This is a genomic window from Terrabacter sp. BE26 (assembly GCF_041941675.1).
Lineage (GTDB): Bacteria > Actinomycetota > Actinomycetes > Actinomycetales > Dermatophilaceae > Terrabacter.
In genome coordinates, this window is record NZ_CP090122.1 from 3,619,681 (window position 1) to 3,639,696 (window position 20,016).

The following is a 20,016-nucleotide window of genomic DNA, read 5'->3' on the forward strand; positions in this document are numbered from 1 at the left end:
TCCTCCGGGAGAGCAAGATCTGATCGACAGCCGTGGCGGGGGTCCGGGTTCTCCCCGGGCCCCCTCCACCGGCGCCCACCCCGTTTGGAAGGCAAACCGTGCTCACCTACATCCTCAGGCGAGTGGCTCTCGCCCTGAGCGTCATCCTGGCCACGCTGGTGTCGACGTTCCTGATCTTCTTCGCAGGTCCGTCCGACCCGGCCCAGGCCATGTGCCCGGAGACCCGCTGCAACGCGCAGCGTCTGCAGCAGATCACGCAGAGCCTCGGGCTCGACAAGCCGCTGTCCGTGCAGTTCCTCGACTACTTCAAGGGACTCTTCGCCGGGCGCGACTTCCTCTACGCCGGGGACACGGTCCACTGCAGCGCCCCGTGCCTGGGCTTCTCCTTCGTGACGCGTCGCTCGGTCAACGACGAGCTGTTCACGCGGTTCCCCAACACGGTGGTGCTGGCCCTGATGGCGGCCGTCATCTTCCTCGTCATCGGTGTCACGATCGGCATCCTGGCGGCGGTTCGACGCGGCTCGGCCACGGACCGCACCCTGGTGGGCGCCTCGCAGGTGCTCGGTTCCATCCCGTACTACGTCCTCGCGCTCCTGGTCGCGCTCTACCCCGTGATCCTCTGGAACGTCCTGCCGCAGTACTCGTCCCTCTCGTCGGGGGTCGGGCCCTACTTCCTCGGGATGCTCGCACCGGCCCTCATCCTCGGTGTGGTGACGTCCGCCTCCTACGTGCGCTACACGCGCAACTCGATGATCGAGACGCTGTCGATGGACTACATCCGCACCGCGCGCTCGAAGGGCATCAGCGAGCGCACCGTGCTCTTCAAGCACGGCTTCCGCGCCGCGATGAGCCCCATCGCCACCATCCTCGGCCTCGACATCGCCGCACTGCTGACCGGCACGCTGATCACCGAGCAGATCTTCGGCGTCGACGGCATCGGCCGTCGCGGCCTCGATGCCCTCAAGGCCGACGACCTGCCGGTCATCATGGGCACCGTCCTGATCGGAGCCGTGGTCGTCGTGGTCATGAACCTCGTCGTGGACATCGCGTACTCCTTCATCGACCCGCGAGTGAGGCTCTCATGACCGCCACCGCCAGCACGTCCGACTCCGTCGCCACCGCGACCTCGGAGGCCCGCAACCCCGGAGACGTCGTTCTCGACGTCACCGACCTCTCGGTCGCCTTCCCCACGGAGGAGGGCGTCGTCAAGGCGGTCTCCAACCTGACCTACCAGGCGCGCCTCGGTCGCACCCTGGCCATCGTCGGTGAGTCCGGTTCCGGCAAGTCGGTGAGCAGCATGGCCGTCCTGGGCCTGCACAACCCCAAGCGCACCCAGATCACCGGCAGCATCAAGCTCGACGGCATCGAGCTCGTCGGGGCGCCCGCCTCGACCTTCCAGAAGGTCCGCAGCACCAAGGCCGCGATGGTCTTCCAGGACCCCCAGAGCTCCCTGCACCCGTTCCACAAGGTCGGCAGGCAGATCGCCGAGGCCTACCGGGCGCACCACTCGGTGAGCAGGCAGGTCGCCCAGAAGCGGGCCGTGGAGATGCTCGACCTCGTCGGCATCCCCAACCCCCAGCGACGGGCCAACCAGTACCCGCACGAGTTCTCCGGCGGCATGCGCCAGCGCGCGATGATCGCCCTGGGCCTGGTCAACGACCCCAAGCTGCTGATCGCCGACGAGCCCACCACGGCGCTCGACGTCACCGTGCAGGCCCAGATCCTCGACCTCGTCAACGACCTCCAGAAGGAGTTCGGCTCCGCGGTCATCCTCATCACGCACGACCTCGCGGTCGTGGCCGAGACGGCCGACGACATCCTCGTGATGTATGCCGGTCGCGGCGTCGAGAAGGGTGGCGCCAAGGAGGTGCTCGCCCAGCCGTCGATGCCCTACACCTACGGCCTGCTGCAGTCGATGCCGTCGCACAGCGAGGACCTCGCCGAGCTCAAGGCCATCAAGGGCACGCCGCCCAGCCTGCTCAACCTGCCCTCGGGCTGCTCCTTCCACCCCCGCTGCGAGTTCAAGACGCTCGTCGAGGGTGACCGGTGCGTCACCGAGCTGCCCGAGTGGCGTCCGACGCCGGGGCTTGGCAACCGTGAGATCCGCTGCCACCTGGCCGACCCCGTGGCCACCCTGCAGCACGACGAGGGAGTCCGATGAGCGACCAGACGCTGCTCAAGGTCACCGACCTCCAGCGACACTTCCCCTTCCGCGAGGTCCAGGGCCTGAAGATGGTGCGTGCGACGGTGAAGGCCGTCGACGGCATCAGCTTCAGCATCAAGCAGGGCCAGACCCTGGGCCTGGTCGGCGAGTCGGGCTGTGGCAAGTCCACGACGTCGCGGCTCGTGACGCGCCTCGACGAGCCGACCGGCGGCTCCATCGAGTTCGAGGGCCGGGACATCTCGCACCTGAAGGAGCACCAGCTGCGCGGCATCCGTCGCGACGTGCAGATGATCTTCCAGGACCCGTACTCCTCGCTGAACCCGCGTCACACGGTCGGCTCGATCCTCACCACGCCGCTGCAGGTCCACGGCCTGCACAAGGGCAAGGAGAAGGCGCGGGTCCAGGAGCTGCTCGAGCTCGTGGGCCTCAACCCCGAGCACATCAACCGCTACCCGTCGGAGTTCTCCGGCGGCCAGCGCCAGCGCATCGGGATCGCCCGCGCCCTTGCGGTGGAGCCCAAGCTGATCGTGGCCGACGAGCCGGTCTCGGCCCTCGACGTCTCCATCCAGGCACAGGTGATGAACCTGCTGGCCAAGCTGCGCAACGAGCTCGACCTCGCGTTCATCTTCGTCGCCCACGACCTCGGCGTCGTGCGCCACTTCTGCGACCAGGTCGCCGTGATGTACCTCGGCAAGATCGTCGAGTACGGCGACAAGAAGAAGATCTACGAGGCGCCCGAGCACCCGTACACCCAGGCGCTGCTGTCGGCCGCCCCGGACATCAACGTCGCCCGCGGCATCGCCCCGAAGGAGCGGATCCGGCTCGTCGGCGACGTGCCGAGCCCGATCGACCCGCCGAGCGGCTGCCGCTTCCGCACCCGCTGCTGGAAGGCGCAGGAGGTCTGCGCCACGCAGGAGCCGCCGCTGCTGGCCGCCACGACCGAGGAGTCGGCACGCGCCTACCGCGAGGGTGGCGTGCACCTGCAGGCCTGCCACTTCCCCGAGGTCAAGACCGACCTCGTGGCGGAGGTCCCCGCCTGAGCGTCCCCGCTCGAAGAGCACGTATGCCGCTGGGCCGGCTCCCGCACGGGGGCCGGCCCAGCCGCATACCCCCACCTCCCGGCGGGGCGCCGCGGCAGGCGGCAGTGGGACCCACCCGGCGGGGTCCGTTAGGGTTGAACCACCTCGGCGCGAGCGTGCGCCGACGAGGCGAAGGACGATGAACGTGGCCCAGACGGGAGCCAGGGTGAGCCTGCGCCCCCGCCTGCAGCAGGCGGGGCGAGCTCCGTGGGGGTCAGCCGCGCCCGAGTGAGGCGTCGGGCTGGCCCCGCCCCTGCTCGCCCCCTGCCCGGCCGCCGATGCGACGGGCCCTGCACACCACACCCGTCGACCCCGAGGACACATCATGGAAACCGCTGAGATCAGGCGTCGCTGGCTCTCCTTCTTCGGCAGCCAGGGCCACACCGTCGTGCCGAGCGCGCCGCTCGTGCACGAGGACCCGAACCTGCTGTTCGTCAACGCCGGCATGGTCCCCTTCAAGCCGTACTTCCTCGGCCAGGAGACGCCGCCGTTCACCCGTGCCACCAGCGTGCAGAAGTGCGTGCGCACCCTCGACATCGAGGAGGTCGGCAAGACCACGCGGCACGGCACGTTCTTCCAGATGAACGGCAACTTCAGCTTCGGCGACTACTTCAAGGAAGGCGCCATCGAGCTCGCCTGGGAGCTCATCACGCGCAGCCAGTCCGAGGGAGGGCTCGGCTTCGACGAGAAGGACCTGTACGCGTCGGTCTACTACGAGGACGACGAGGCGATCGCGCTCTGGAAGAAGATCGCCGGCCTGTCCGACGACCGCATCGTGCGCCTCGGGCGCAAGGACAACTACTGGAACATGGGCGTCGCCGGGCCCGGCGGCCCGTGCTCGGAGATCCTGCTCGACCGCGGTCCCCAGTTCGGCGCCGACGGCGACTGGGAGGCGGGTGACCGCTACCTCGAGTTCTGGAACCTGGTGTTCATGCAGTACGAGCTCGAGAACGTCCGCTCCAAGGAGGACTTCGACATCGTCGGGGACCTGCCCAAGCGCAACATCGACACCGGCATGGGCCTCGAGCGCGTCGCGTTCCTGCTCCAGGGCGTCGACAACATCTACGAGACCGACGAGGTCTTCCCGGTCATCGCGGCAGCGGAGGACCTGACCGGTCGCCGCTACGGCGCCGACCACGACGACGACGTCCGCTTCCGGGTGGTCGCGGACCACGTGCGCTCCTCCCTCATGCTCATCGGCGACGGGGTGACGCCGGGCAACGAGGGTCGCGGCTACGTGCTGCGCCGCCTGCTGCGCCGCGCGGTGCGCTCGATGCGCCTGCTCGGTGTCGACGCGCCCACCCTCGATCAGCTGCTGCCTGTCAGCATGGAGCGGATGAAGGCGTCCTACCCCGAGCTCGAGACCGACTTCTCGCGCATCGGCCAGGTCGCGTATGCCGAGGAGGAGGCCTTCCGCCGCACGCTCAGCTCGGGCACGACGATCCTCGACACCGCGGTGGCGCGGGCCAAGTCGTCCGGCTCGAGCACCCTCGGCGGCGCCGAGGCGTTCTCGCTGCACGACACCTACGGCTTCCCGATCGACCTGACCCTCGAGATGGCGGCGGAGCAGGGCCTGCAGGTCGACGAGGCCGGCTTCCGCCGGCTCATGGGCGAGCAGCGCAACCGCGCCAAGGCGGATGCCAAGGCGAAGCGGTCGGCGCACGGCGACACCAGCGTCTACCGACAGCTCTCCGACCTCCTCGGCCGCGACGTGGAGTTCACCGGCTACGACCAGGTCCTGTCCGACACCCGCGTGCGCGGCCTGATCCGCGACGGCGCTGTCGTCGACCGCGCGGGGGCCGGCGACGACGTGGAGATCGTCCTGGACCGCACGCCGCTCTACGCGGAGTCGGGCGGACAGCAGGCCGACCACGGCCTCATCCGGCTCGCCGGCGGCGCCCTGCTGCGCGTCGAGGACGTGCAGCGTCCCATCACCGGACTCGTCGTGCACCGCGCCTCGGTGCTCGAGGGCGAGGTGGGCGTGGGCGAGGACGCGGAGGCCGAGGTCGACGTCGTGCGCCGCCGGTCCATCTCGCGTGCCCACACGGCGACGCACATGGTCCACCAGGCGCTGCGCGACGAGCTCGGCGACACGGCGACGCAGGCCGGCTCCGAGAACTCGCCCGGCCGCCTGCGCTTCGACTTCAAGTCCCTCCAGGCGGTCCCGGCCGCTGCGATGGCCGAGATCGAGGCGCGGATCAACGGCGTGCTCCTCGAGGACCTCCCCGTGACGGCCGACATCATGGCGCTCGACGCGGCCAAGCGGCTCGGCGCGATGGCGCTCTTCGGCGAGAAGTACGGCGAACGCGTCCGCGTCGTCTCCATCGGGGAGTGGTCCCGCGAGCTGTGCGTCGGCACCCACACGCCGCGCGTCGGCCAGATCGGCGTCGTCAAGCTGCTCGGCGAGAGCTCGATCGGCTCCGGCGTGCGCCGCGTGGAGGCGCTCGTGGGCGCCGACGCCTACACGCACCTGGCCCGGGAGGCCACCATCGTCAGCCAGCTGACCGACACGCTCGGCGTGCGGCGCGACGAGCTGCCCGACCGCATCGCGACCATCCTCGGCCGACTGCGCGACGCGGAGAAGGAGATCGCCGCGGTCCGCCAGAGCCAGGTCCTCGGCGCGGCGGCCGGCCTCGTGCAGTCCGCACGCGACATCGGCGGCGTCACCTTCGTCAGCCACGACGCGGGCGAGGGGGTCACGGGGGACGACCTGCGCAAGCTCGTCACCGACGTGCGCGGCCGCCTCGGCAACGACCGTCCGGTGCTCGTGTCGATGGCGGCCGTCAGCAACGGGCGTCCCGTGGTTATCGTCGCGACGAACCAGCGGGCCCGTGAGGCGGGCCTCAAGGCTGGTGCGTTCGTCAAGCTCGCCGCGACGGCGCTCGGCGGCGGCGGCGGCGGCAAGGACGACCTGGCCCAGGGCGGCGGCTCCGACCCGACCCGGGTCTCCGCGGCCCTCGGCGCCGTCGAGGACCACCTGCGGGGCCGGGGCGCGTGAGCCCTACGGACGCCCGCTTCCGGCCCGGGGCACGAGTCGGCGTCGACGTGGGCAACGCCCGCGTCGGCGTCGCCGCCTCGAGCGCTGCGGGCGCCCTCGCGCACCCGGTGCGCACGCTGAGCCGCGACACCGCCGCCGACAGCGACGTCGAGGCGATCGTCGAGCTCGTGGGCGAGCTCGAGGCCATCGAGGTCGTGGTCGGCCTGCCTCGCCTGCTGTCCGGACAGGAGGGGGAGGCGGCCCGGATCGCGCGGGACTACGCCGGCCGCCTCGCCTCGCGCCTCGGTAGCGTGGAGGTGCGCATGGTCGACGAGCGCTTGACCACCGTGGACGCGCACCGCAGACTACGCGACAGCGGTGTGCCCGGTCGCGGACAGCGAGCCGTCGTCGACCAGGCTGCTGCCGTACTCATCCTGCAGTCGGCGCTGGACACGGAGGCACTGTCGGGCATGCCGCCCGGGGAGATCATCATGCCGGGTGGCAAACGGAAGAAGGAACGTCGTCGATGAAGGACCACCTCGAGTCATCCATCTTCGGCGACCACGACGAGGCGCTCGACCATGGCCCCGTCGAGCCGGGACACGAGCCGGGACACCCGCTCGACCACCCCGACGACCACTCCGATGCCGCTGGCGACCCCGGGCGAGCCCACCCGGCTCCGGGTACCAGCCGGCGGGAGATGCGTGAGCAGGAGCTCGCGGCGCGCCGGCGGGGCCGGCGCGGGCGGCGGTCACGCGGGGCAGCGAGTTCCAGCGCCGGCACGGCGCCTCGGGGCAAGCCCTCGGTGCTGCGCCGCATCGTCGTCATCGTGATCGCCCTGGCGGTCATCGGCGGAGGGGTGGCCGTCGCCTATAAGGCGCTGCGCCCCGTCGTGGAGAGCTTCCTCGAGTCCAACGACTATCCGGGTCCCGGCACCGGTGAGGTCCGGGTGACCATCGACCAGGGCGCCGGTGGCGGGGCCATCGCCAAGACCCTCGTCGACGACGACGTCGTCAAGTCGACCAAGGCGTTCATCGAGGCCGCGAACAGCGACCCGAAGAGCTCCTCGATCCAGCCCGGCGTCTACGTCATGAAGAAGCAGATGAAGGCTGCGGATGCCGTGGCACTCCTCGTGGATCCCAAGAACCGCCTCATCACGCGTGTCGTCGTCCCCGAGGGCCTGTGGGCCAGCGAGATCTACGACCGCCTGTCCAAGGCGTCGGGCATCCCCGTCGCCCAGTACGCCGAGGCCGCCAAGAACGTCGGCCAGCTCGGTCTGCCGCCGTCGGCGAAGGGCAACGTCGAGGGCTACCTCTTCCCGGCCAGCTACGAGTTCGGACCGACCTCGACGGCCGCGGACCAGCTCAAGCAGATGGTCGCCGAGTCCGTGAAGCGCCTGGACGGCCTGGGCATCGCGCCGGACCAGATGGAGCGCGTCGTCACGGTGGCGAGCCTCATCGAGGGTGAGGCCCAGACGCAGGGCGACCAGGCGAAGGTGGCCCGGGTCATCGAGAACCGCCTCGCGAAGAAGATGACCCTGGGGCTCGACTCGACGGTCAACTACATCTTCAAGAAGCGTGGCGTGCCCACGCAGGCGATGCTCGACAGCAAGAGCCCGTACAACACCCGGCTGGTCGCGGGCCTGCCACCGGGCCCCATCTCCAACCCGGGTGAGAGCGCCCTCGCGGCTGCAGCCAAGCCGGTCGCCGGCCCCTGGCTCTACTTCGTGACGGTCAACCTCGACACCGGTGAGACGAAGTTCGCCACGACCTACGAGGAGCACCAGCGCTACGTGGCGCAGTTCCAGAAGTGGTGCGCCGACAACAAGGGCAAGTGCTGAGCGAGGGGCAGGGCCCCACCCGCCGCTGCGCGGTGTGGGGCAGCCCCGTCGAGCACTCGCTCTCGCCGGTGCTGCACCGGGCCGCATATGCCGCCCTCGGGCTGGACGGGTGGTGCTACGACCGTCGTGACGTCGATGTCGTCGCCTTCCCGAGCGCATTTGCGGCACTGGACGGGACATGGCGGGGGCTCTCGCTCACGATGCCGCTCAAGGAGGTCGCCCTGGAGGCGGCGTCGCTGGTCACCCCGCTCGCTGCGGCGACCGGCGCGGCCAACACGCTGGTGCGCGAGGCCGAGGACCCCTCGCGGTGGTCCGCGCACAACACCGACGTGCACGGCATCGCCACGGCTCTGCGCCTCGCGGGCGCCGCGGACTGGTCCAGCCTGCTCGTCGTCGGGTCGGGTGCCACCGCGCGCTCCGCGCTGGCAGCCCTGGCCACGGTGAGCGCAGTGACCGCGCGGGACGCCCGCGTGGTCTTCATGGTGCGGGACGCCGTGCGTGCCGCCACCCTGGCCCAGGCCAGTGAGGCCGGTGTGCAGGTCGACGTCGTGACGATGGGCGACTGGGGCCCGGCCGCCGAGGTCGACGTGGTCGTCAGCACGGTGCCTCCGCTGTCGCTGCCCGGGCTCGACCGGCTGCCCGAGGCGCGCTCCTCCGCGCCGACGGTGGGCGCGAAGAAGGGCACGACGGTGGGCCCGGTGCTCCTCGACGTCGTCTACGGCTCTGGTGAGACGCCGCTGCAGCGAGCCGCCCGGCAGCGTGGCTGGAGCGTCGCCGAGGGCACCGACATGCTGCTGCACCAGGCGACCGAGCAGGTACGTCTCATGACCGGGCACGAGCCGCCGCTCGCCGCCATGGCGAGCGCCCTGCGCGACGCCCTCGCCGCCCGATGATCCCGCCGATGCGGTGGGTCGACGCGCCGGGCACTCCGTGGTGGTTCGTGGTCCTGCTGGCCGTGACGGGCGCCGCGATGGGTGAGGTGCTCCGTCGGCGCCTGGCCGGTGGCGGCTACCGCCTCGACGACGAGGTCGGGCCCCTGCCGCGGATCTCGTCACGCGTCGTGCCGATCGCCCTGGGGCTGCTCTGGGGCCTGCTCGCGTGGCGGTTCGGCCCCCTGTCGGGCTGGGCCCTCACGCCCGCCTACCTCGGCTTCGCCTTCGTGGCCGTCGCCCTCGGGTGGATCGACGCCGACGTGCACCGCCTGCCGCGCGGACTGACCCGGCCGGCATACCCCCTGCTCGTGGGCCAGCTCGCGATCGCCTCGCTGGCCTCGGGGGACTGGGAGGCGCTGCGGCGCGCCGCCGTCACGGGAGCGGTGCTGTGGACGATCTACTTCCTCCTGGCGCTCGTGGCGGCGCTGCTCGGCAGCGGCTTCGGCTACGGCGACGTCACCCTGGCCGGGCTGGTGGGACTGGCCACCGGCTACCTCAGCGTGTCCACGACCCTCGTCGCCGCGTACGCCTCGTTCATCCTCGCGGGGATCTACGGCATCGTGCGCCTCGTGCTGCGGCGCGGCACCCGCAAGGACGACATCGCCTTCGGCCCGTGGATGCTGCTCGGGCTGCTGCTGTCTCTCGTGGTGCAGGTGCGCCCCCTCCTCTAGGAACGCGCGTCCTGGCGGGGTCCCGAGGGCCGGGCGCCGCGGAAGCGGGATCTGCCCGCGTGGGAGGATCGCTGCATGTTGCGTTGGTTGACGGCCGGTGAGTCGCACGGGCCCGCACTCGTCGCCATGATCGAGGGCCTTCCGGCCGGGGTCGAGGTCGGTGCCAAGGATCTGCAGGCCGCCCTGTCGCGCCGCCGGCTCGGCTACGGCCGCGGCGCGCGGATGAAGTTCGAGCAGGACGAGGTGGAGTTCCTCGGCGGCCTGCGCCACGGTGTGACGCTCGGGTCCCCGATCGCGGTGCGCATCGGCAACAGCGAGTGGCCCAAGTGGACGACCGTCATGAGTCCCGAGGCCGTCAGTGCCGAGGCGTATGCCGCTTCCGACGACGTCAACGCGGAGAAGGAGGTGGCGCGCAACAGGCCCCTGACCCGGCCGCGCCCCGGGCACGCCGACCTCGTCGGCATGCAGAAGTACGGCCACGAGGACGCGCGTCCGGTGCTCGAGCGCGCCTCCGCGCGGGAGACGGCGGCTCGCGTCGCCCTCGGTGAGATCGCCGCCCGCTTCCTCGAGCAGGCGTACGGCATCCGGCTGGTCTCGCACACCGTCGCGATCGGCACCGCCCGCGTGCCCGAGGACGCCGAGCTGCCGACGCCGGACGACGTCGAGCACCTCGACGCCGACCCAGTGCGCGCGTTCGACCCGAGCGGCTCGGCGGCGATGGTCGCCGAGGTCGACGCCGCGAAGAAGGACGGCGACACCCTCGGCGGCGTCGTCGAGGTGCTCGCCTACGGCCTGCCCCCCGGCCTGGGGTCGCACGTGCACTGGGACCGCAAGCTCGACGGGCAGCTCGCCCAGGCCCTGATGAGCATCCAGGCGATCAAGGGCGTCGAGGTCGGCGACGGCTTCGAGACGGCGCGCCGCCGCGGGTCGCGGGCGCACGACGAGATGGAGCTCGTCGACGGCGTCATCACCCGACGCACCGGCCGCGCCGGCGGCACCGAGGGCGGAATGTCGACGGGTCAGGTGCTGCGCGTCCGCGCCGCCATGAAGCCGATCAGCACCGTGCCGCGCGCCCTCGCGACCGTCGACGTCGCGACCGGTGAGGCTGCGACGGCCATCCACCAGCGTTCCGACGTGTGCGCCGTCCCGGCCGCCGGCGTCGTCGCGGAGGCGATGGTCGCGCTCGTGCTCGCGGCGTCGTGCCTCGAGAAGTTCGGCGGCGACTCCGTCACGGAGACGGCCCGCAACCACACGGCATACCTCGACGGCGTCCGGAAGGAGCTGCGCACGTGGTGAGCAGCGAGGTCCCCACGCCCTCCCGGCCCGCCGCTGTCGTCGTCGGGCCGCCCGGCGCCGGCAAGACGACGGTGGGCGAGGCCCTCGCGGCACGTCTCGGCGTGCCGTTCCACGACGTCGACGCCGCCATCGAGCAGGCGCAGGGCCGCTCGATCTCCGACATCTTCGTCGACGACGGTGAGCCCGTCTTCCGCGACCTGGAGCGCGAGGCGGTGGCCCGGGCCCTCGCCCAGGAGGGCGGCGTGGTCTCGCTCGGCGGAGGAGCCGTGATGGACCCGCTCACGGAGGCCGCCCTGGCCGGGCACACGGTCGTGTTCCTCGACGTCTCCATCGCCGACGCGAGCAAGCGCATCGGGTTCGACAGGTCGCGGCCGCTGCTGTCGGTCAACCCGCGGGCGACCTGGGTCGCGATGATGAACCACCGGCGCCCGACCTACGAGCGGGTCGCCACGATCCGCGTCGACACCGCCGGGCGCACCCCGGCCGAGGTCGTCGACGACGTAATCGCGCAGCTCGACGGGTCGCGCCCGTGACCGGAGCAGCCACGCCGACGACGATCCCCGTCGGCGGCGACTACGACGTCGTCATCGGCTCCGGTGTGCTGGACCGAGTGGCCGAGCTGCTCGGACCCGACGTCGAGCGGGTGCTGGTCGTCCACCCCCCGACGCTGCCCGGACTGACGGGACGGGTCACCGCCGCGCTGGAGGAGCACGGGTATGCCGTCCACGTCGCCGAGGTGCCCGACGCCGAGGCCGCCAAGACGGCCACCGTCGCCGCCGACCTGTGGTCGCAGCTCGGGCGGGCCGGCTTCACCCGCAGCGATGCCGTGGTCGGGGTCGGCGGCGGCTCCGTCACCGACCTCGCCGGGTTCGTCGCGGCGTCGTGGCTGCGCGGCGTGCGCGTCGTGCAGGTGCCGACCACCCTGCTCGGGATGGTCGACGCGGCCGTCGGCGGCAAGACGGGTATCAACACCGCCGAGGGCAAGAACCTCGTCGGTGCCTTCCACCCGCCCGCCGGCGTGCTGTGTGACCTCGACGTCCTCGACACGCTGCCCGAGGCCGACCTCGTCGCCGGCCTCGGCGAGGTCGTCAAGTGCGGCCTCATCGCCGACCCCGTGATCCTCGACCTCGTCGAGTCCGCGGTCAGCGCGGACCCGGCCCGGGCGCGCACCGCGGCCAACCCGCACCTGCGCGAGCTCATCGAGCGAGCCGTCCGGGTCAAGGCCTCGGTGGTCGCCGCCGACCTGCGCGAGAGCTCGCTACGCGAGATCCTCAACTACGGCCACACCTTCGGGCACGCCATCGAGCAGGTCGAGGGCTACTCCTGGCGCCACGGCGAGGCGGTGGGCGTCGGCATGGTCTACGTCGCCGAGCTCGCACGCCTCACCGGGCACCTGTCCGGGCCCGAGGGCGACGCCCTCGTGCTGCGCCACCGCTCGGTGCTGGAGTCGCTCGGGCTGCCCACCTGCTACGTGCCGGGACGGTGGGACGAGCTGCTCACGGCGATGCGCCGCGACAAGAAGTCCCGCGGCTCGACGCTGCGCTTCGTCGTGCTCGACGGTCTGGCCCGGCCCACGCGCCTCGTGGGGCCGGACGACGCGCTGCTGCAGGCGGCATACGGCCTCGTGTCGCGCCGTGGCGCCACGGCCCCGTGACGCCCGCTCACTAGACTCCCGGCCATGACGGCACCCACGGTCTTCGTCCTGTCGGGCCCCAACCTGAACCGCCTCGGCACGCGCGAGCCCGAGGTCTACGGTTCCGACACGCTCGAGGACATCCACGACGCCGTCGAACGCGAGGCCCGTGATCTCGGCCTGGTGGCCGACTGCCGGCAGACCAACCACGAGGGCGAGCTCATCGACTGGCTGCACGAGGCGGTCGACGTCGGCGCGGACGTCGTGCTCAACCCCGGCGCCTTCACGCACTACTCGTATGCCGTCCGCGACGCCTGCGCGATCGTGACCACGAGCGGTCGCAGCCTCGTCGAGGTGCACCTGTCGAACCCGGCCGCGCGCGAGGAGTTCCGCCACACCTCGGTGGTGGCCGGCGTCGCGACCGGCACGGTCGCCGGCTTCGGGCTGCAGTCCTACCTGCTGGCGCTCCGCGCGCTGGTCTGAGACCCCGGCGCCGTTGCGCGCATGTCGTCTGCGGGACGTCCCAGGCTGTGGCAGCCTGCTGGTCATGCCCGAGGACGAGCCGCTGATCAGCGCGCTGGCGATCAACGTCACGATTCCCGAAGAGCTGCGCTGGACCGACACCCGTCGCGGGCAGACCTTCCGGCTCGACACCCTCAACGTCCGCCTGCTGAAGAGCGGCCGCCTGGCCGCCAAGGCCTACGGGCGTCCGGTCGAGGGCGGTCGTGGTGCGTACGTGTCCTTCTCCGTGCCCGAGTTGCCTGAGCTGGTTGCCCTCGTAGAAGCCGCGGCCGCCCGTGCGGCGACGATGTGGGGCGCGCACCGCGGTCTCGGCTGACCGCCGGCGGCTCGATCCCTCCGATCGGGAGCCAGGAGCAGGGGGCAGGAGAAGGGTCAGGCAGTGAGCAGGGCCGCGGGCAGCGGCTCGGCGTGCACGATCGTCAGCTCCGAGACGGCCCGGGTGAGCACGACGTAGAGGCGTCGCAGGCCCGTGCGCTCGTCGGGCTCCGCGGCCGCGATCGCGGCCGGCTCGACGACGACCGTGTGGTCGAACTCGAGGCCCTTGGCCACGCTCGCCGGCACCACCTCGACCTGGTGGTCCTCGTCGTCGCCGTGGTCGCGGTCGAGCCGCCCGTGCGCGATGCCTGCGGCGCCGAGTGCGGCCGAGACACGGTCCAGGCCGGCGTCGGGTGCGATGACCCCGACCGAGCCGGGACCAGCGGCCGCCGTCTCGACGGCGCGCACCACCTCGACCTCGAGGTCTCCGGCTTGGGCCGGGCGGATCTCCAGCCGGCCCGGGTTCTCGCGCACCGAGACCGGGGCGCCGAGACCGGGCGCCATGGCCGGGAGGAGGCGGGCGGCATACTCGATGACGGCTGCGGGGACCCGGAAGCCTCGGTCGAGGACGACGAGGTCGTGCTCCGGCTTGCCGAGGTGGCGCATCGCCTCCGCCGAGGAGCCGGTCGCCCAGGGCGTGGTGCCCTGGGCGATGTCGCCCAGCACCGTCACCGACCCGGTCGAGCAGCGTCGCCCCACCGCCCGCAGCTGCATCGGGGAGAGGTCCTGCGCCTCGTCGAGAACGATGTGCCCGAGGCTCGGGGTGCGCCGCAGCAGGTCGTCCAGCTCGTCGAGCAGGGCCAGGTCGGCGCGCGACCAGCGCGCCGACCCCTTGGTGCGAGCGGGCTTGTGCCACAGCAGCATCGCCTGCTCGTCGGCGGTGAGGTCGTCGCCGGCCGCGGCCTTCAGGGCGTCCGCGTCCGACCAGAGCCGGTGCAGCACGCCCTGGGGGTCGAGCGCGGGCCAGACGACGACCGACGAGCTTCCTGACGGCCGGCGACTTCGCGACGGCGTCCTGGACCCGGTCGTCCGGCGCGTCACCCGCGCGTTCCATCTCGAGGAGCACGTGGTGGGCCAGCCGCTGGGGGAGCAGGTCGCGCGCCGCCGAGTAGCGCACGCCCCGCGCGGCGAGCTCGTCGACGAGCTCCCCGACGACGTATGCCGGCACGCGCCACTTGCGCACGCCGCGCGGGACCACGAGCGCCTCAGCGGGCCGCTCGAGGGCCGACCACACGGCCCGGCGCAGTACCGTCGCGAGGCGCGCGTCGCCCTTGAGGGTCGCGACGGCGGCCGGCTCGGCGGCCCGGACCCGGCCGTGGTGCTCGAGCAGGGTCTCGATCGTGGCGTGCCGCACGCGTACCTCGCCGAGGGAGGGCAGCACGGCACCGATGTGGTCGAGGAAGGCGCGGTTGGGGCCGACCACGAGCACACCCGAGCGGTCGAGCCGCTCGCGGAAGGAGTAGAGCAGCCACGCGGCTCGGTGCAGCCCCACGGCCGTCTGCCGGTGCCGGGCGCGCCCTGCACGCAGACGCTGACGGCGACGTCGCTCCGGACGATCTCGTCCTGCTCCGGCTGGATCGTCGAGACGATGTCGCGCATCGGGCCGGTGCGCGGGCGCTCGATCTCGGCCGCCAGCAAGGAGCCGGCCGACGTGCGGGAGCGGTCCGGCTCGCGCAGGTGCTCGTCCTCGATGGCCGTCAGCCGCCCGCGATCCACACCGAAGCGCCGCCGCAGCACGACGTCCATCGGGTCGAGCGGCGACGCGCGGTAGAAGGCGGTCGAGATCGGGGCTCTCCAGTCCACGACGACGGGGTCGCCGGCCTCGTCGGAGACGTGGCGCCGTCCGATGTGGAACTGCTCGGCCGGCCCGTCTGCGGGGTCGACGTCGATGCGGCCGAAGAAGAGCGTCGTGCGCGGGTCGTCCTGGAGCGACGCGATGCGCCGCGCAAGCACCCAGCCGAGGACCTCGCCCGAGATCGCGTCACTGGCCTTCGACGAGTCGAGCGACTCCGCCAGCTCGCGCATCCGGCCCAGCTGCGCGCGGGCGTCATCGAGGAAGGCCTGCTCCCTGGCGAGCTCGCCGGCCAGCTCGTCCTGCATCGTGTCGGCCGGCTGGGAGGTGGGCATGACGAAGCCGCCTTTCGGGCACGGGGGGCGAGGGGGAGGAGCGAGCCTACACCCGCTCCGCCCCGGGGCTGGCGCGACGATTCCGCGATCGGCAGGCCGCCCCGCTAGACTCGTGCGGCAACTCCCCAAGTCAACGAACGCCCGGGGTCCCGGTGTGCCCAGCGCGGCACCCAGCGGGCCGGCCGGCATACGAAAGTGGTTTGTCACGATGGCTACGACCAACGACCTGAAGAACGGCATGGTGCTCAACCTCGAGGGACAGCTCTGGTCTGTCGTCGAGTTCCAGCACGTCAAGCCCGGCAAGGGCCCGGCGTTCGTGCGCACCAAGCTCAAGGCCGTCCTCTCGGGCAAGGTCGTCGACAAGACGTTCAACGCCGGCACCAAGGTCGAGACGAGCAACGTCGACAAGCGCACGATGCAGTACCTCTACAAGGACGGCACCGACTTCGTCTTCATGGACACCGACACCTACGACCAGATCAACGTGTCGGAGACCGTCGTGGGCGATGCCGCCAACTACCTCCTCGAGAACCAGAACGCCATCGTCGCCACGCACGACGGCGCCCCGCTCTACGTCGAGCTGCCCGCCTCGGTCGTCCTCGAGATCACGCACACCGAGCCGGGCCTGCAGGGCGACCGCTCGACCGGTGGCACCAAGCCCGCCACCCTCGAGACCGGCGCCCAGATCAACGTGCCGCTCTTCCTCGAGACCGGCACGCGCGTCAAGGTCGACACCCGCGACGGGTCGTACCTCGGCCGCGTCAACGACTGAGCGGACGCGAATTCCCTTGGCAGCACGCAGCAAGGCCCGTACGCGGGCGCTCGACATCCTCTTCGAGGCGGACCAGCGCGGCCTCAACGCCGTGACGCTCCTCGACGAGCGCCTGGGCGACCGCGAGTCGCGCGCGGCCAACAACCCCTACACCGCGGAGATCGTGCGCGGCGTCGTGGGGAAGTGGAACGACATCAACGCGGCCCTGACCGACTACAGCCAGGGCTGGACGCTCGAGCGGATGCCCGCCGTCGACCGCGCGATCCTGCGCCTCGGCGCGTGGGAGGTGCTCTGGAACGACGAGATCCCCGACGCGGTCGCGATCTCCGAGGCCGTGGCGCTCGCCACGGAGCTGTCGACCGACGAGTCGCCGGCGTTCGTCAACGGCCTGCTCGGCCGGCTCGCCGAGGTCAAGGCCACCATCGTCTGAGCTCCCGGTCGGGTCACCGACGCGTACAGCACGAAGCCACCCGTATGCGGGTGGCTCCGTGCGTTCCCAGGGCGCTGCACCGACGGACCGCCACGACATGGCGGCGGCGCCGGCTCCCAGCACGGGCGGCCGGGTTCGTGGCGGTCGGGCGGTTCGCGGCAGGTGACGTGCCACGAGATGGACCGGTGTGGGGGGTCGGCTCGGCGCGCGTTAGACTCCCTCGCGATCGACATCCTTTAACCACCGTCCTGTGAGGCGGGGAAGGAGGTCCAGCGGCTGTGACCTGCCCTGACCTGAGTGCGCCTGCCCAGCCATCGAACGACCGTTCGAGCATCCCCCCTGACGCAAGAGACGTCATGAGCGAGGGTGACATCTCCCGGGCGCTGCGGCGCATCGGTCACGAGATCCTCGAGCGCAACCGGGGGAGCGAGGGCCTGGTCCTGCTGGGCATCCCGTCCCGGGGCGTGCCGCTGGCCCGCCGCCTCGCCGCCGGCATCGAGGGCGTCGAGGGCACCCCGGTCCCCGTCGGCGAGCTCGACATCACGCTCCACCGCGACGACCTGCGCCGCAACCCCGTGCGCACCGCGCACCGCTCGCGCATCCCCGACGGCGGCATCGACGACAAGGTCGTCGTCCTCGTCGACGACGTCCTCTACTCCGGCCGCACCATCCGCGCCGCCCTCGACGCGCTCTCGGAGCTGGGCCGCCCGCGCGCCGTGCGCCTCGCGGTCCTCGTCGACCGCGGCCACCGTGAGCTCCCCATCCGCGCCGACCACGTCGGCAAGAACCTGCCCACCTCCCGCGACGAGCGGGTGCACGTGCGGGTCGCCGAGGTCGACGGCCTCGACGTCGTGCGCATCAGCGGGGGAGAGGCGCGATGACCAGGCACCTGATCTCCTCCGCCGACCTGACCCGGGCCGAGGTCGAGGACATCCTCGAGACCGCGGCCTCGATGCACGACCTGCAGCGCCGCGAGGTCAAGAAGGTGCCGACCCTGCGCGGGCGCACGATCATCAACTTCTTCTTCGAGGACTCGACCCGCACCCGCAGCTCGTTCGAGATCGCGGGCAAGTGGATGTCGGCCGACACCATCAACCTCTCGGCCAAGGGCTCCTCGACGAGCAAGGGCGAGAGCCTGCGCGACACCGCGATGACCGTCGACGCCATGGCCGTCGACGCCCTCGTCATCCGCCACAACGCCTCGGGCGCCTGCCACCAGGTGGCGCAGTGGGTGCGCTGCAGCGTCATCAACGCCGGGGACGGCACGCACGAGCACCCCACGCAGGCCCTGCTCGACGCCTACACGCTCCGGACGCGACTCGGCGACCTGGACGGCAAGCACGTCGTCATCGTCGGCGACCTCACCCACTCCCGCGTCTTCCGCAGCAACGTCATCACCCTCCAGACGCTGGGCGCCCGCGTCACCGTCGTCGCGCCCCCGACCCTGATGCCGAGTGGCATCGGCGCGTGGAGCCAGGCGGACGGTTTCGCGACGAGCTGGGACCTCGACCCCGTCCTCGAGGGCAAGGGAGAGCACGGCCCGGTCGACGCCGTCATGATGCTGCGCGTCCAGCGCGAGCGGATGAGCGGCGGCTTCTTCCCCACCGCCCGCGAGTACACCGTCGGCTACGGCCTGACCCGCGACCGGCTCGAGACCCTCGTCGCCCGCAACCGCGATGTGCTCGTGCTGCACCCCGGTCCGATGAACCGCGGCCTCGAGATCGCCCCGGAGGCGGCCGACTCGCCGCAGTCGGTGGTCCTCGACCAGGTCTCCGCCGGTGTCGCGGTCCGGATGGCAGTGCTCTACCACCTGCTCGCGGGCGACGACTCGTCCACGGCCGCCCGGGCGGCCGCCCCCGCGTCCTCGACGTCCCCCGCGTCCGCCGCCACCGAAGGAGCCGCCCGATGACCCGCCTCGTGATCCGCGGCGCCCGGCTCCTCGGGGCCGAGGCCGCCGACCTGCTCGTCGAGGACGGCGTCATCACCGAGGTCGGTTCCGTGCAGGCCCCCGGCGACGCCGAGGTGCTCGACGCCGACGGGCTCGTCGCGCTGCCGGGCCTCGTCGACCTGCACGTCCACCTGCGCGAGCCCGGCCGGGAGGACGCCGAGACCATCGCCACCGGCTCGGCCGCCGCTGCGGCGGGCGGCTTCACCGCGGTCTTCGCGATGGCCAACACGAGCCCGGTCACCGACACCGCCGAGGCGGCCGAACGCGTCCTCGACCTCGGGCGCGCCTGCGGCCTCACCGAGGTCGTCCCCGTCGGGGCCGTGACCAAGCGCCTCGAGGGCGCGGAGCTCGCAGAGCTCGGGCTCATGGCCCGCTCCCGGGCGAAGGTCCGCGTCTTCAGCGACGACGGGCACTGCGTCCACGACGCGCGCATCATGCGCCGGGCGCTCGAGTACATCAAGCCCTTCGGCGGCGTCGTCAGCCAACACGCCCAGGACCCCCGCCTGGCCGGCCGCGAGGCCTGCTGCCACGAGGGCGAGGTGTCCGGCCGGCTCGGCCTGCCCGGCTGGCCCGGGATCGCGGAGGAGTCGATCGTCGCCCGCGACGTCATGCTCGCCCGCCACACCGGCTCCCGCGTGCACGTCGCCCACGTCTCGACCGCCGGCACGGTGGAGGTGATCCGGTGGGCCAAGGCCCAGGGGATCGCCGTCACCGCCGAGGTCACCCCGCACCACCTGGCGCTGACGACCGACCTGCTGCTCGGCTACGACCCGGTCTACAAGGTCAACCCGCCGCTGCGCCCCACCGAGGACGTCGAGGCCCTGCGCGCGGCTCTGGCCGACGGCACGATCGACGCCGTCGCCACGGACCACGCGCCGCACGCCCGGCACGACAAGGAGCACGCCTTCGTCGACGCCGCGTTCGGAATGCTCGGCCTCGAGACGGCCCTGTCGGTGGTCAGCGACGTGATGGTGCGACCGGGCCTGCTCGGCTGGGCCGACGTGGCGCGGGTCATGTCGGCCGCGCCGGCCCGCATCGGCGGGCTGGCCCACCAGGGAAGGGAGCTCGCCGTCGGCAGCCCCGCCCACATCACGCTCGTCGACCCCGACCGCGAGGTCACGGTCGACGCCGCAGCGAGCCGCAGCCGCTCACGCAACAACCCGTGGCACGGGCGCACCCTGCGCGGAGCCGTCCTCACGACGGTCCACGCCGGGCGCGTCACCCACGACGTCCGCAGCGGCGCGGACGACCGAGACACCGAACGAGAACTGACGAACGCGACGACCACGGGAGCAGACCTGTGACCACCC

General features: G+C 72.1%; 19 protein-coding genes. 18 read left to right on the forward strand and 1 reads right to left on the reverse strand.

The features are described from left to right. Positions 1–98 precede the first annotated feature (98 nt). The 13 genes from LQK93_RS16500 to LQK93_RS16560 all read left to right on the forward strand — a co-directional run bounded on the left by LQK93_RS16500 (position 99) and on the right by LQK93_RS16560 (position 13,430). Positions 99–1,085 carry an ABC transporter permease gene (locus tag LQK93_RS16500; protein WP_374968855.1) on the forward strand — a complete coding sequence of 329 codons (987 nt, stop codon included), beginning with the start codon at positions 99–101 and terminating at the stop codon, positions 1,083–1,085. After that, a complete protein-coding gene (locus tag LQK93_RS16505; protein WP_374968856.1) occupies positions 1,082–2,161 on the forward strand; it encodes an ABC transporter ATP-binding protein in 1,080 nt (359 codons plus the stop codon). The genes LQK93_RS16500 and LQK93_RS16505 overlap by 4 nt, the downstream gene beginning before the upstream one ends. Continuing rightward, complete coding sequence (locus tag LQK93_RS16510; protein ID WP_374968857.1) at positions 2,158–3,204, forward strand: ABC transporter ATP-binding protein; 1,047 nt, start codon at positions 2,158–2,160, stop codon at positions 3,202–3,204. The genes LQK93_RS16505 and LQK93_RS16510 overlap by 4 nt, the downstream gene beginning before the upstream one ends. Positions 3,205–3,568: 364 nt before the next feature. Beyond that, positions 3,569–6,241: an alanine--tRNA ligase gene (gene alaS / locus LQK93_RS16515; protein WP_374968858.1), complete on the forward strand. Its 2,673-nt coding sequence runs from the start codon at positions 3,569–3,571 to the stop codon at positions 6,239–6,241. Beyond that, positions 6,238–6,750, forward strand: a complete 513-nt coding sequence (gene ruvX, locus LQK93_RS16520; RefSeq protein ID WP_374968859.1) for a Holliday junction resolvase RuvX — start codon at positions 6,238–6,240, stop codon at positions 6,748–6,750. Before alaS ends, ruvX begins: the two co-directional genes overlap by 4 nt. Then, positions 6,747–8,060, forward strand: coding sequence for an endolytic transglycosylase MltG (gene mltG / locus LQK93_RS16525; RefSeq protein WP_374968860.1), 1,314 nt, complete (start codon positions 6,747–6,749; stop codon positions 8,058–8,060). The genes ruvX and mltG overlap by 4 nt, the downstream gene beginning before the upstream one ends. After that, positions 8,054–8,953 (forward strand): shikimate dehydrogenase, encoded by a 900-nt coding sequence (locus tag LQK93_RS16530; RefSeq protein ID WP_374968861.1) that lies wholly within the window; start codon positions 8,054–8,056, stop codon positions 8,951–8,953. The genes mltG and LQK93_RS16530 overlap by 7 nt, the downstream gene beginning before the upstream one ends. 8 nt (positions 8,954–8,961) lie before the next feature. Then, positions 8,962–9,663 (forward strand): prepilin peptidase, encoded by a 702-nt coding sequence (locus tag LQK93_RS16535; RefSeq protein ID WP_374968862.1) that lies wholly within the window; start codon positions 8,962–8,964, stop codon positions 9,661–9,663. A 75-nt stretch (positions 9,664–9,738) separates the two neighbouring features. After that, positions 9,739–10,959 (forward strand): chorismate synthase, encoded by a 1,221-nt coding sequence (gene aroC, locus LQK93_RS16540; RefSeq protein WP_374968863.1) that lies wholly within the window; start codon positions 9,739–9,741, stop codon positions 10,957–10,959. After that, the gene (locus LQK93_RS16545; RefSeq protein ID WP_374968864.1) at positions 10,953–11,492 is read left to right on the forward strand and encodes a shikimate kinase; all 540 of its coding nucleotides are present in this window, start codon (positions 10,953–10,955) and stop codon (positions 11,490–11,492) included. The genes aroC and LQK93_RS16545 overlap by 7 nt, the downstream gene beginning before the upstream one ends. Further along, positions 11,489–12,613: a 3-dehydroquinate synthase gene (gene aroB / locus LQK93_RS16550; protein ID WP_374968865.1), complete on the forward strand. Its 1,125-nt coding sequence runs from the start codon at positions 11,489–11,491 to the stop codon at positions 12,611–12,613. The genes LQK93_RS16545 and aroB overlap by 4 nt, the downstream gene beginning before the upstream one ends. A gap of 24 nt (positions 12,614–12,637) precedes the next feature. After that, positions 12,638–13,075: a type II 3-dehydroquinate dehydratase gene (gene aroQ, locus LQK93_RS16555; RefSeq protein WP_374968866.1), complete on the forward strand. Its 438-nt coding sequence runs from the start codon at positions 12,638–12,640 to the stop codon at positions 13,073–13,075. Between the two features lie 64 nt (positions 13,076–13,139). After that, positions 13,140–13,430, forward strand: a complete 291-nt coding sequence (locus LQK93_RS16560; RefSeq protein ID WP_374968867.1) for a hypothetical protein — start codon at positions 13,140–13,142, stop codon at positions 13,428–13,430. Positions 13,431–13,486: 56 nt separating this feature from the next. Here LQK93_RS16560 and LQK93_RS16565 read toward each other — a convergent pair whose 3' ends face one another. Beyond that, on the reverse strand, positions 13,487–15,556 hold the full coding sequence (locus LQK93_RS16565; protein ID WP_374968868.1) for a HelD family protein: 2,070 nt from the start codon (positions 15,554–15,556) through the stop codon (positions 13,487–13,489). A gap of 208 nt (positions 15,557–15,764) precedes the next feature. Here LQK93_RS16565 and efp point away from each other — a divergent pair, with 208 nt between their 5' ends. The 5 genes from efp to LQK93_RS16590 all read left to right on the forward strand — a co-directional run bounded on the left by efp (position 15,765) and on the right by LQK93_RS16590 (position 20,010). After that, positions 15,765–16,328, forward strand: coding sequence for an elongation factor P (gene efp / locus LQK93_RS16570; protein WP_366272719.1), 564 nt, complete (start codon positions 15,765–15,767; stop codon positions 16,326–16,328). A 16-nt stretch (positions 16,329–16,344) separates the two neighbouring features. Next, the gene (gene nusB, locus LQK93_RS16575) at positions 16,345–16,758 is read left to right on the forward strand and encodes a transcription antitermination factor NusB (RefSeq protein WP_374968869.1); all 414 of its coding nucleotides are present in this window, start codon (positions 16,345–16,347) and stop codon (positions 16,756–16,758) included. Positions 16,759–17,090: 332 nt separating this feature from the next. Then, a complete protein-coding gene (gene pyrR / locus LQK93_RS16580) occupies positions 17,091–17,639 on the forward strand; it encodes a bifunctional pyr operon transcriptional regulator/uracil phosphoribosyltransferase PyrR (protein WP_374971529.1) in 549 nt (182 codons plus the stop codon). After that, positions 17,636–18,667, forward strand: coding sequence for an aspartate carbamoyltransferase catalytic subunit (locus tag LQK93_RS16585; RefSeq protein WP_374968870.1), 1,032 nt, complete (start codon positions 17,636–17,638; stop codon positions 18,665–18,667). Before pyrR ends, LQK93_RS16585 begins: the two co-directional genes overlap by 4 nt. Then, complete coding sequence (locus LQK93_RS16590) at positions 18,664–20,010, forward strand: dihydroorotase (RefSeq protein ID WP_374968871.1); 1,347 nt, start codon at positions 18,664–18,666, stop codon at positions 20,008–20,010. Before LQK93_RS16585 ends, LQK93_RS16590 begins: the two co-directional genes overlap by 4 nt. Positions 20,011–20,016 lie beyond the last annotated feature (6 nt).